This is a genomic window from Mycolicibacterium nivoides (genome assembly GCF_003855255.1).
Lineage (GTDB): Bacteria > Actinomycetota > Actinomycetes > Mycobacteriales > Mycobacteriaceae > Mycobacterium > Mycobacterium nivoides.
Window position 1 is genome coordinate 2906095 of sequence record NZ_CP034072.1, and the last position, 12412, is coordinate 2918506.

Below are 12412 nucleotides of genomic sequence, written 5' to 3' on the forward strand. Positions count from 1 at the left end.
GTGGCCGCCGAAACCACATACCGTCGGCCAGAGACGAAAAAGTCGGGGATCGACAGGAGGACCGCACCATGCCAAACGGCAAGCCGAACATTCTCGTGATCTGGGGCGATGACATCGGCATCAGCAACCTGAGTTGCTACAGCGACGGCCTGATGGGGTACCAGACCCCGAACATCGACCGCCTCGCCAGCGAGGGCATGCGGTTCACCGACTCCTATGGCGAGCAAAGCTGCACCGCCGGCCGCGCGGCGTTCATCAGTGGGCAGAGCGTCTATCGCACCGGAATGAGCAAAGTCGGCGTGCCCGGTGTGGACATCGGTTGGGCCGCAGAGGATCCGACCATCGCCGAGCTACTCAAGCCGCTCGGATACGCGACCGGCCAGTTCGGCAAGAACCACTTCGGCGACCTCAACAAATACCTGCCGACCGTTCACGGCTTCGACGAGTTCTACGGCAACCTCTACCACCTCAACGCCGAGGAAGAACCCGAGAACTTCGACTACCCGCACGAGGATCGGTACCCGCGGCTCTACCAGCTGGCCAAGCCGCGGGGCGTGCTCAAGTGCAAGGCCACCACCGAGGTGTCCACCGAACCGGACGACCCGAAGTTCGGGCCCGTCGGCAAGCAGACCATCGAGGACACCGGCCCGCTGAACACCAAGCGGATGGAGACCATCGACGAGGACATCGCCGACTCCACGGTCGACTACATCAAGCGTCAGCATGCGGAGGGCAATCCGTTCTTCGTGTGGTGCAACTTCACCCACATGCACCTTTACACCCACACCAAGCCGGAGAGCCGTGGGCAGGCCGGGCTGTGGCAGTCGCCGTACCACGACACGATGATCGACCACGACCGCAACGTCGGCACCGTGCTGAACGTGCTCGACGAGCTCGGCATCGCCGAGGACACCATCGTCATCTACTCCACCGACAACGGCCCGCACCGCAACACCTGGCCTGACGGCGGCACCACCCCGTTCCGCAGCGAGAAGAACACCAACTGGGAGGGCGCTTTCCGGGTACCCGAACTCATCCGCTGGCCCGGAAAGATCAAGGCCGGCTCGGTCTCGAACGAGATCATCCAGCACCACGACTGGCTGCCCACCCTGTTGGCCGCGGCAGGTGATCCCGACATCGCGGAGAAGCTCAAGAAGGGCCACAAGGCCGGCGCCGACGGGGAGACCGAGTACAAGGTTCACATCGACGGCTACAACCTGCTGCCATACCTGACCGGCGAGGCGGAGACCAGCCCACGGCGTGGCTTCTTCTATTTCTCCGACGACGGGGACCTGGTGGCGCTGCGGTTCGAGAACTGGAAGATCGTCTTCGCCGAACAGCGGTGCCAGGGCACCCTGCGGGTCTGGGCCGAGCCGTTCACCCCGCTGCGGGTGCCGAAGTTGTTCAACCTGCGCACCGACCCGTACGAGTTCGCCGACATCACGTCGAACACGTACTACGAATGGCTGTTGCGGCACGACTTCTTCGTGTTCTACGCGACCGCGATGGCGACGAAGTTCCTTGAGACGTTCAAGGACTTCCCGCCACGACACGCGCCGGCGAGCTTCAGCGTCGACCAAGTCGTTGAGAAGTTGCACGAGTTTCTAGCGAAGGACTGAGTCATGCCGAACGGAAAACCGAACATCCTGGTCATCTGGGGCGACGACATCGGCATCTGGAACCTCAGTTGCTACAGCCGCGGCATGATGGGGTACTTCACGCCGAACATCGACCGCATCGCGAACGAAGGCATGCTGTTCACCGATTCCTATGGCGAGCAGAGCTGCACCGCGGGCCGGGCATCGTTCATCACCGGTCAGAGCGTGTACCGCACCGGGATGAGCAAGGTGGGCATGCCCGGCGTCGACGTAGGACTTCAGAAGGAGGACCCGACGATCGCCGAACTGCTCAAGCCACTGGGCTATGCCACCGGGCAGTTCGGCAAGAACCACCTCGGCGACCTGAACAAGTACCTACCCACCGCGCACGGATTCGATGAGTTCTTCGGCAACTTGTACCACCTCAACGCCGAGGAGGAACCGGAGCACGAGGACTACCCCACCGCCGAGGAAGCCCCGAAGATGCGGGCCGCGTTGCTGCCCCGAGGCGTCATTCACTCCTGGGCCACCGACCAAGACTCCGGCGAGGTGGACGAGCGCTACGGGCCGGTGGGCAAGCAGCGCATCGAGGACACCGGACCGCTGACCAAGAAGCGGATGGAGACCGTCGATGACGAAACAACCTCCGCGTGTGCCGATTTCATCAGGCGCCAGCACGAAGCCGACACCCCCTTCTTTGTGTGGATGAACTTGACCCACATGCACTTCCGGACTCATACCAAGCCGGAGAGTCGGGGACAAGCCGGCCGCTGGCAGTCCCCGTACCACGACACCATGATCGACCACGACCGCAACGTCGGCACACTTCTCGACCTGGTCGACGACTTGGGTATCGCCGAGGACACCATTGTCATCTATTCGACGGACAACGGCCCACACGCGAACTCCTGGCCGGACGGTGCGACCACCCCGTTCCGCAGTGAGAAGGCCACCAACTGGGAGGGCGCGTTCCGCATTCCGGAGATGATTCGTTGGCCCGGGAAGATCAAGCCGGGCTCAATCTCCAATGAGATTGTGCAGCACCACGACTGGCTGCCCACCTTCTTGGCCGTGGCGGGCGACCCGGATATCGTCGAGAAGTTGAAGAACGGCCATACGGCCGGGGCCGATGGAAAGACCGAGTACAAGGTCCATATCGACGGGTACAACCTGCTGCCGTACCTCACCGGCGAGGTGGAGAAGAGCCCGCGCCGCGGAATGATCTACTTCTCCGACGACGGCGACGTGCTGGGCATCCGAGCGGACAACTGGAAGATCGTGTTCATGGAGCAACGTTGCCAGGGCACCCTGCAGGTATGGTTCGAGCCGTTCACCAAGTTGCGTGCGCCCAAGCTGTTCAATTTGCGCACCGACCCCTTCGAGCGTGCGGACGTTACATCAAACACCTACTGGGACTGGATGATCGACCGCCTGTTCCTCATGTTCTACGGCTCCGCGATCGTGACGCAGTTCCTCGACACCTTCAAGGAATTCCCGCCGCGCCAGGAGCCGGCTTCGTTCACCATCAATCACGCCGTGGACGAACTCAAGAAGTTCCTCGCAACGGGCGGCGGCTAGGCGGTGACGGAACTGCTTTCCTGGGCCGAGGGACCCACGAAGTCGGCGATCGTCGACTTCGTGGACCGCGTCACCACCAACGGTCCGGATTTCGTTGCGCCGGAAGCCCGTGTCGCGGTGTTCGACAACGACGGAACCCTGTGGTGCGAGAAGCCGGCCTACATCCAGCTGGACTTTCTGGTGCGCCGACTGGCCGAGCAGGCCGCTGCCGACCCGGCGCTGGCAGCCACGCAGCCGTATCAGGCTGCGGCGGCCGGTGACCTGGCCTGGTTCGGGGATGCGGTCACCAAGCACTACAACGGTGATGATTCCGCCCTGAAAATCCTTGCTGGCGGCATACTTTCGGCTTACGCCGGAATGTCTGTCGAGGATCACGCCGATCAGATCAAGGCGTTCTTCGCCAAGGCGCAGCACCCGACGCTAGGCCGTCCGTACACCGCGTGCAGCTATCTGCCGATGGTCGAGTTGCTGCGTTATCTGGAGACCAACGGCTTCACGAATTACATCGTTTCCGGTGGCGGCCGTGATTTCATGCGCCCGGTGACTGCATCGATGTACGGCGTTCCGCCAGAGCGGGTGATCGGCAGTTCGGTGGGGCTCGACTTCGTCGATGGTCAGCTCAAGACGACGGCCACCCCGGAGTTCCTCAATGACGGCCCGGTCAAGGCGGTGCGTATCTGGGGACGCGTCGGGCGTCGGCCGATCTTCGCGGCGGGCAACTCCAACGGCGATATCCAGATGCTCGAATACGCCGGCGGCGGGACAGGACCGTCGTTGGGTCTGCTGGTGCGTCACGACGACGCCGAACGCGAATTCGATTACACCGCAGGCGCGGATACCGCGCTGGGGCTGGCCGCCGACCGCGGCTGGGCGGTGGCGAGTATGCGTGACGATTGGACGACGGTCTTTGACTGAGTCCGCACCGAAGTGGTCGACTCGACGCATGACAGCAGCCGATCTGGTCTGGATTCCGGCACAGACGACGGTCCTCGGCTCTGACTCGCACTACCCCGAGGAGGCGCCGGCCCGTGAGGTCGCCACCGCGGGATTCTGGATTCAGCGCCATCAGGTGACCAACGCCGAGTTCGGCGAATTCGTGGACGCCACCGGCTACCTCACCGTCGCCGAACGTCCGGTGAACCCGGACGACTTCCCGGGCGCCCCACCGCAGAACCTGGTTCCCGGCTCGATGGTCTTCCAGCGCACCGCCGGCCCGGTGGACCTGCGGCACCTCAACCAGTGGTGGGCATGGACGCCGGGCGCGTGCTGGAATCACCCCCGCGGGCCGCGGTCGTCACTGAAGGGACGCGAGCAGCATCCCGTGGTACACATCGCCTTCGACGACGCCGCCGCCTACGCGGACTGGGCCGGGCTCGACCTTCCGACCGAGGCCGAGTGGGAGACAGCGGCTCGCGGCGGGATCTGCGGCGCGGCATACACCTGGGGCGAGGAACCCGAGCAACCCGGACAGCGCCTGGCGAACTACTGGCACGGCGAGTTCCCGTACCTCCCCGATACCGGTTACGGCACGACGAAACCAGTCGGCAGCTTCGAGCCCAACGGCTACGGCCTGTTCGACATGGCAGGCAATGTCTGGGAATGGACCACGGACTGGTACGGCGAGGACCGGGCCACCACACCGTGTTGCGCCGCGGACACCTACGACCCGAACCAACCGCAGTTCCAGATCGGGCGCAGGGTGATCAAGGGCGGCTCGTTCCTGTGTGCCGACAGCTACTGCATGCGGTACCGCCCCGCCGCGAGGCGGCCCCAGATGGTGGATACAGGTATGAGCCACATCGGCTTTCGATGTGTGCGCCGCGCCGATCAGGGCTGAGCGTCGCCGAACGCCGGGGCGACGAAGCGCCGTAACATCTCCTGCTCGGCGGCCTCATCGGCACCCGGCCAGACCAGCAGTGACAGCACCAGGCGCACGATCCATGCCGCGGCCGCGGGGTCGTCTTCGCCCAGACCGGTGAGTTCGGTGGCGAACGCGGCCGGCACCGGCGATTGCGTCAGGTCGGCCATCCCGCCCCCGCTACGCAGCGAGCCGAGCAGTAGCCCGAACATCGGATCGGCTCGAATACGTTGCAGCGCAACGGTAATAGCGGTCAGAACCCGGTGCGCACCGGTCAGACCGTCGACCGCTCGCCGCACCTCCGCCACGATCGAAGCGGCCAACCGGGCGAGCACCGCGTCGCGGATCTGCGCCTTCCCGCCCGCATGCCGGTACACCGTCGCTCGCGAGCAGTGCACCCGTGCCGCGAGCGCGTCGATGTCCAGCGCGTCGAACCCATCTCGGGCGGCCATCTCAGCAGCCGCGGTATAGATGCGCTCGGCAGCTTCGACTCGGCGGTCGCCGCCGATCAACCAGTCCTTGCGCTCGGGAGACATCAATGCCAATTTATCGCACCTTGAGACAAAACTTCCGATAATTCTCACTCGCTCCGCTGGTCACCGCTCCCCGCTGAGACACCCCCGTCACTGCGATGCCCAGTGGCCGGTATCAACATGTCCCGGCTTCGTTGACTGGCCCATAATCGCCAGCCAACCTGGGCAAATGCTTCTGGCACACGAACTCTTCGAACCGGCTTGCCTGCAAGATCCCTATCCGCTCTACGACCGGTTGCGCACCATCGCCCCGGTGGCGCAGGTCGGGGACTCTCCGTTCTTCGTGGCGACGTCGTTCGACGCCGTCATCGAGGCCACCGCGCGTTTCCAGGACTTCTCCTCGAATCTCACCGCGACCATGTGGTCTCAGCCCGACGGCACCGTCTCCGCATTCGGCATGGGCGAGCCGGGGAGCCCCATCCACGTGTTGGCCACCGCCGACGATCCGGCGCACGCCGCCCATCGCAAGATGGTGCTGCCCCGGATGGCGGCCAAGCGGATAGCCGAGCTGGAACCGTTCATCGCTGACCTCACCGCCGAGCTGCTGGCCGGTGCGAGCGGGAAGCTCGAGTGGATGTCCGCGCTGGCCGACCGGCTGCCCATGCTGGTGGTCGCACAACTGTTGGGACTGCCGGCCGCGGACGTGGACCGACTGGTGGCCTGGGCCTATGCCAGCACTCAGCTGCTGGACGGGCTGGTCGACTCCGAGCAGCTGACCGCGTCGGGGATCGCGGCCGTCGAGCTCGGCGGGTACCTGACCGAACAGTTCGGTGCAGCTTCGGCAAACCCACGGGACAATCTGCTCGGGGACCTGGCCGCGTACTGCGCAGCCGAGCGCGTGTCCCCGGAGGTCGCGGTAATGATGCTGATCCAGCTGGTCGGCGCGGGCGCGGAATCGACCGCGTCGTTGATCGGCAGCGCGGTATTGATTCTGAGCCGCCGCCCCGAGATCGCCGAACGGCTGCGGCACAATCCCGCGGAGATCACGCCGTTTCTGGAGGAGGTGTTGAGGTTCGAATCGCCGTTTCGGGGGCACTACCGGCACGTGCTGGCTGATGCTGAACTGGCGGGCGTCGCCCTGCCCGCGGACAGCCACCTACTGCTGTTGTGGGGCGCGGCCAACCGCGATGAGACGGTGTTCGACGCTCCGAACGAGTTCCGGCTGGAACGACCGAACATCAAGAGCCACGTCGCGTTTGGCAAGGGCGGGCACTTCTGCCTCGGGGCCGCGTTGGCGCGGCTGGAGGCCCGCATCGTGATCTCGGCGTTGCTGTCCGCCACCAGCACAATTCGTCCAGCAGGCGACGCCGAATGGCAGCCCAGCCTGTTGGTACGCAGGCTACGCCAGCTTCCGCTGAGCCTGCGCTGAACGGGTCAGAGCTCAGGCAGCTTGCGCTGCGAGCGCGATGCTGTCGTCGTCGACGAACACCAGGCCACCGTCGTCGAGGTTGACTGCCCAGCGTCGCGCCGGTTCGACAATTCGCTCCCCAGCGACCTCGACCGCGGTCCCGGCCAAGTCGGCGAAATCTTCGACGACCGTGCCGTGCAATTCGTCGTCAGTTCCCGGATAAACGACCACCGAGGAACCCACAGCAACCCCTTCGGCAATTTCGCCGGAGTCGCTGTCGTTAACCCCCGTCACGACATCTTCAGACATCCCACACCTCCCCAATTGCTGACGCGTGCAACCGAGTACATCACAAACGCCTGCGATTGGCTCACTTTCGTCGATACCTACAGCCACACCTTGCATATGTCTCGGGCAAATTTCCAAATCCGGTAACAACGACCGTTCCTGCAAATGCATCACAGTGAGGTGTGCCGCGTGAGCCCGGTCACACCAATCCGCCGACAGTGCCATTGATCAATGCTTTTGAGGCAACCGCAGCAACATTCGCCTTCTCCGGTCCTCCCCCAGTAAGACGGCTGCGCGCCGGTTGCTGAGCAAACGCGGGCGAACGGCCCCCGATAAACCCTCGGACCCGGTCGGGATTGCCGTGACACACACCACATCCACGTTCGCTAGTGTTGCAACACGTTCTAGTGAGGAGGCCTATGTCCGACGCTGTTTTGGTTACCGGAGCGTTCGGTTTGGTGGGCTCCGCCGTCGTGAAGACGCTGGCCGCCGGCGGACGCACGGTGGTCGCGACCGATCTCGACGTCCCTGGAAACCGCAAGGCCGCCGCCGCCCTCCCGGCCTCCGTAGAGGTGCGCTGGGCGGATCTGACCGACGCCGCTGCCGTCGACGCACTCGTGGCTGCGGTCGCACCGGCCGCGATCATCCACCTCGCCGCGATCATCCCGCCGTTCTGCTACATGCGCCGCGGGCTGGCTCGGAAGGTGAACGTCGAGGCCACCGCATCGCTGCTGGGGGCCGCAGAGGCCCAGCCCACACCGCCGCGGTTCGTCCAGGCCTCCAGCATCGCGGTCTACGGCGCCCGCAATCCGCACCACATCGACGATGTGCTTACCCCCGACACCCCGGTCAACCCGTCCGACATCTACGGCGCCCATAAAGTCGAGGCCGAAGCCCTGGTCAGGGCCTCGAAGCTGGACTGGCTGATCCTGCGGCTCGGTGGGGTGATGAGCTCCGAGTTCAGCCTCGGCATAGACGTGGACCTCATCTCGTTCGAGAGCGTGCTACCCGCCGACGGGCGACTGCAGACCGTCGACGTGCGCGACGTGGCGGCAGCGTTCGTCGCGGCCAGCACGGTCCCGACCGAGACCGCCAACCACGAGGTGCTGCTGATCGGCGGCGACGCCGAAACGCACCGGCACATCCAGTCCGCGGTCGGTTCGCAAGCGGCTGCCGCGATGGGGATCAAGGGCGGCCTGCCGATCGGCCGGCCCGGCAACCCCGACGATGACACCGCCTGGTTCGCCACCGACTGGATGGACACCAGCCGCTCGCAGGAAGCGCTCGGGTTCCAGCATCACTCATGGCCGCAGCTGCTGGCAGACACCAGGGCGAACGCCGGGTTCAAGCGTTTCCCGATCGGCCTGGCGGCACCCCTGATCCGTGCGTTCCTGCGGTCCAAGTCCGCGTACAAGGACTATCCCGGGCAGCTGGCCGACCCGTGGAACGCCATCGACAAGAAGTGGGGCGATCATCGCCCGGATCAGGCCGACGAGCGCTCGCGCGAGGACAAGGAATGAGCAGCGGTATGTCAATGAATCGCGTCGCGATCATCATCGGCGGAGCGTCGGGAATCGGCTGGGCCAGCGCGCAGGCACTTGCCGCCGACGGCTGCCGAATCGTTCTTGCCGACCGTGACGCCGACGGCGCAGCCGCCCGGGCTGCCGAACTCGGTGCGCCGCACACCAGCGCCTATGCCGACGTCACCGACGAGGACTCGGTACAGAAGCTGTTCGAGACGGCCGGACCAGTCGATATCGTGCTCAACTGCGCCGGGTTCAGCAATGTCGGCCTGATCGCCGACATGCCGGTCGAGGATTTCCGCTCGGTTGTCGATGTCTGCCTCAACGGCGGATTCATCGTCGCCAAACACGCCGGCCGCAACCTGCCCGAAGGCGGTGTCCTGGTGTCGATTTCATCGTTGAACGGACGCCAACCCGCGGCAGGCATGAGCGCCTACTGCGCAGCCAAGGCCGGGTTGTCGATGCTGACCCAGGTGGCTGCACTGGAACTGGGGCCGCGCGGCATCCGGGTCAACGCGATCGCGCCGGGGTTCGTGCGGACCCCACTGACCGAACCCGCCGCGATGATCCCGGGTGTGGTCGAGGACTACATCGACAACACCGCACTGGGCCGCGCCGGTACACCCGAGGACATCGCCGGCGCGGTGGTGTTCCTGTGCTCGCCGCAGGCGTCCTGGCTGACCGGCGAGGTGCTCGACCTCAACGGCGGTGCACACCTCAAGCGGTACCCCGACGTGCTCGGTCACGTCATGAAGCTGGCCCAGGCGTGACCAGCGAGCTGTCCGGCAAGCAGGCGCTGGTCACCGGCGCCGGATCGGGGATCGGCGCGGCCCTGTGCCGAGCGCTGGTGGCCGCCGGTGCCCAGGTGCTCTGCACTGACATCGACGGCGACGCCGCCGCGGCGACCGCCTCAACGCTCGGCGCCCGATCGGCTCGTCTCGACGTCACCGATGCGGCCGCCGTGCAGGCCGCGGTCGACGACGTGGTGGAGCGGGCCGGAAAGCTCGACTTGATGTTCAACAACGCCGGCATCGTCTGGGGCGGCGACACCGAACTGCTGACCCTCGATCAGTGGAACGCCATCATCGACATCAACGTGCGCGGCGTCGTGCACGGTGTCGCAGCGGCGTATCCGCAGATGATCCGGCAGGGCCACGGCCACATCATCAACACCGCCTCGATGGCCGGCCTGGCCGCCGCTGGCCAGCTCACCAGCTACGTGATGACCAAGCACGCCGTCGTCGGCCTGTCGCTGGCCCTGCGTTCCGAGGCCGCCGCCCATGGCGTGGGCGTACTGGCGGTATGCCCGGCCGCGGTCGAGACCCCGATCCTGGACAAGGGTGCGGTCGGCGGTTTCGTCGGGCGCGACTACTTCCTGCAGGGCCAAGGGGTCAAGACCGCCTACGACGCCGACCGGCTGGCCGCCGACACCTTGCGCGCCATCGCCCGCAACAAGGCCATCCTCGTCAAACCCCGTCGCGCCCATGCCTCCTGGCTGATCGCCCGGCTGGCTCCGGGCCTGATGCAGCGGCTCTCGATGAAATTCGTCGCCTCCCAACGTGCCGGCCAGGCCGCCCACCGCTCCGCACCGGGCACCACCGTCACCCTGGAGTGACGCTCAATGCCGACCGTCGCGGCGGCGTGACGATAGGGTCAGCCCAACGGCGGGAAGGGGCCCGATGAAAGACGAGTTCAGCCTCACCCAGAAGCGGGCGCTGGCAGTCGTGACCGTGCTGGCCGTGTTGCTCGGTGCCTATTTCCTGCGCGGTTTCTTCGTCCTGATCGTGATGGCCGCGGTCGGCGCGTATCTGTTCACGCCGCTGTATCAACGGTTTCAGCGCCGCATGGGCACCGGCCTTTCGGCCACGCTGACGGTGTTGGTCGCCATCCTGATGGTGATCATCCCGGTATCGCTGGTGGTGTTCATGGCCATCGTCCAGGTGACCCAGCTCGTCAACACGGTCAGTACCTGGATCGCCGACACCGATGTCAGCACGCTCGGCGACCGGGCCCTGCAGCTGGTCAACTCGCTGCTGGGACGGGTGCCGTTCCTGGACATCCACCTCACCGCGGATTCGTTGCGCGACACCGTGGTCAAGCTTTCCCAGCACATCGGCGAGTGGCTGCTGGGCATCCTGCAGGGCGCGGTCGGCGGCATGGTCGGTGCCATCACGGCGTCGATCATCTTCCTGTACGTGTTCATCTCGATGCTGGTGAACAGCGCCGAGATGGCCACGCTGATCCGCCGGCTGAACCCGCTGGGCGAGGAGATCACCGACCTGTACCTGGCCAAGACCGGCGCCATGGTGAAGGGAACGGTCAAGGGCCAGTTCGTGATCGCGTTCTGCCAGGGCGTGGCCGGTGCCATCTCGATCTACATCGCCGGCTTCCACAACGGATTCTTCGTCTTCGCGATCCTGCTGACCGCGCTGTCGGTAATCCCGCTGGGCGGGGGGATCGTCACGATTCCGTTCGGCATCGGAATGATGTTCTTCGGCAACATCGTCGGCGGCATCTTCGTGGTGGCGTTCCATCTGCTGGTCGTCACCAACATCGACAACGTGCTGCGCCCTTGGCTGGTGCCCAAGGCCGCCCGGCTGGATCCCGCGCTCATGCTGCTGGCGGTGTTCGCCGGCATCTCGATGTTCGGGTTCTTCGGTCTGGTGATCGGGCCGGTGCTGATGATCATCATCGTCACCACGGTCAGCGTCTACCTGGCGGTCTTCAAGGGCGTCGAGCTCGAGACGACCGAACCCGACGAGCCGGGAGAACGCCCGTGGCGGCGGCTGTGGGACTGGTTCCAGAAACGGCTCGGGGGTCAGAAAGCTGAACCCCGAGCCGAATCCGAAGCCAAGGCCGAGAGCTAGCCGCTCACCTAGCTCGCACTCAGCCGCTCGGTGAGAAACGCCACCACACGCTTGCGCGCCTCATACGCGGGATGCCCGTCGACCTCGCGCACCTGATCGGTGAGCACCGAATGTGCGGACGCCGGGATGCCGTCGGGATTGCCCTTCTTCGAGTTGATCTCGATGACCTCGAAGGCGTCGCCGAGCCGGGCCTTGAGAGTGGCGAACCGCTCCCCGGGGGCCATCCGGTCCTGGCTGAACCGCAGGGCCAGCGCGCACAGGCCGTCGTTGGCGACCCGCTGTTCGACGATCTTGAGCTCGGCTTCCGACATGCCCGGATCGCGTTTCTGCGCCGCGGTCAGGGCCACCGGGATCGACGGCTGACTCAGCACCGGCGCCAGCACGCTGTCGTCCACCGCGGCAGCGAGCGCGAACCCGCCGGTGAAGCACTGCCCGATGACGCCGACGCCCTTACCGGGAGTGTTGGCGTTGAGATCGCGGGCCAGGGCCCGCAGGTAATGCGCGACGGGACGGTCGGCGTTCGTCGCGAACGCCGCGAATTCCTTTGTCACGCAGGCTTTGACCATGACCGGGATGGCGCCCGGACGGACGGCGGCCGCGCCCGGGGTACCGAACAGCGACGGTGCGGCCACCGTGAAGCCGTTGTCCACCAGATGGTTGCCCAGCGCGAGCACGCCGGGATGGAGGCCGGGGATCTCCGGAATCAGGACGACGCCGGGGCCTTCGCCCTTGCGGTACACGTCATAGGTCTGATCGGCGGCGGTGAATGGGGTGGCGGTCCACCCGGTGAGATCTGCAACTGGCGACGACAACACGGGC

At 65.7% G+C, this 12412-nt stretch carries 12 protein-coding genes; 9 read left to right on the plus strand and 3 right to left on the minus strand.

From position 1 onward, the window contains the following. Positions 1-68 precede the first annotated feature (68 nt). The 4 genes from EH231_RS13840 to EH231_RS13855 are packed head-to-tail and all read left to right on the plus strand — an operon-like array spanning position 69 to position 5013. The gene (locus EH231_RS13840; RefSeq protein WP_124712582.1) at positions 69-1619 is read left to right on the plus strand and encodes an arylsulfatase; all 1551 of its coding nucleotides are present in this window, start codon (positions 69-71) and stop codon (positions 1617-1619) included. Positions 1620-1622: 3 nt separating this feature from the next. Then, the gene (locus tag EH231_RS13845; protein WP_090427927.1) at positions 1623-3176 is read left to right on the plus strand and encodes an arylsulfatase; all 1554 of its coding nucleotides are present in this window, start codon (positions 1623-1625) and stop codon (positions 3174-3176) included. Positions 3177-3179: 3 nt separating this feature from the next. Then, a complete protein-coding gene (locus tag EH231_RS13850; protein ID WP_124712583.1) occupies positions 3180-4091 on the plus strand; it encodes an HAD family hydrolase in 912 nt (303 codons plus the stop codon). A 28-nt stretch (positions 4092-4119) separates the two neighbouring features. Continuing rightward, positions 4120-5013, plus strand: coding sequence for a formylglycine-generating enzyme family protein (locus EH231_RS13855; RefSeq protein ID WP_124712584.1), 894 nt, complete (start codon positions 4120-4122; stop codon positions 5011-5013). Here EH231_RS13855 and EH231_RS13860 read toward each other — a convergent pair. Then, positions 5004-5570, minus strand: a complete 567-nt coding sequence (locus EH231_RS13860; RefSeq protein ID WP_090427918.1) for a TetR/AcrR family transcriptional regulator — start codon at positions 5568-5570, stop codon at positions 5004-5006. The two genes, EH231_RS13855 and EH231_RS13860, sit on opposite strands and share 10 nt — an antisense overlap. Before the next feature lie 166 nt (positions 5571-5736). Between EH231_RS13860 and EH231_RS13865 the strand changes: the two genes are divergently transcribed. Further along, positions 5737-6936 (plus strand): cytochrome P450, encoded by a 1200-nt coding sequence (locus EH231_RS13865; RefSeq protein WP_124712585.1) that lies wholly within the window; start codon positions 5737-5739, stop codon positions 6934-6936. A gap of 12 nt (positions 6937-6948) precedes the next feature. Here the strand turns inward: EH231_RS13865 and EH231_RS13870 are convergent, their stop codons facing one another. Further along, on the minus strand, positions 6949-7224 hold the full coding sequence (locus EH231_RS13870) for a hypothetical protein (RefSeq protein ID WP_170856328.1): 276 nt from the start codon (positions 7222-7224) through the stop codon (positions 6949-6951). 398 nt (positions 7225-7622) lie between these two features. Between EH231_RS13870 and EH231_RS13875 the strand changes: the two genes are divergently transcribed. From EH231_RS13875 to EH231_RS13890, 4 genes are all read left to right on the plus strand, one after another. After that, on the plus strand, positions 7623-8723 hold the full coding sequence (locus tag EH231_RS13875; RefSeq protein ID WP_090427912.1) for a cholesterol dehydrogenase/isomerase: 1101 nt from the start codon (positions 7623-7625) through the stop codon (positions 8721-8723). Between the two features lie 8 nt (positions 8724-8731). Further along, the gene (locus EH231_RS13880; RefSeq protein ID WP_164480885.1) at positions 8732-9496 is read left to right on the plus strand and encodes an SDR family NAD(P)-dependent oxidoreductase; all 765 of its coding nucleotides are present in this window, start codon (positions 8732-8734) and stop codon (positions 9494-9496) included. Further along, positions 9493-10341 carry an SDR family NAD(P)-dependent oxidoreductase gene (locus EH231_RS13885; protein ID WP_241177969.1) on the plus strand — a complete coding sequence of 283 codons (849 nt, stop codon included), beginning with the start codon at positions 9493-9495 and terminating at the stop codon, positions 10339-10341. The genes EH231_RS13880 and EH231_RS13885 overlap by 4 nt, the downstream gene beginning before the upstream one ends. Positions 10342-10405: 64 nt before the next feature. Continuing rightward, positions 10406-11593 carry an AI-2E family transporter gene (locus EH231_RS13890; RefSeq protein WP_090427910.1) on the plus strand — a complete coding sequence of 396 codons (1188 nt, stop codon included), beginning with the start codon at positions 10406-10408 and terminating at the stop codon, positions 11591-11593. Between the two features lie 8 nt (positions 11594-11601). On the opposite strand, the gene EH231_RS13895 is transcribed toward EH231_RS13890, so the two are convergent. Then, entirely contained in the window at positions 11602-12405 is an 804-nt protein-coding gene (locus EH231_RS13895; RefSeq protein WP_164480886.1) for a dienelactone hydrolase family protein, read from the minus strand. Positions 12406-12412: the final 7 nt, after the last annotated feature.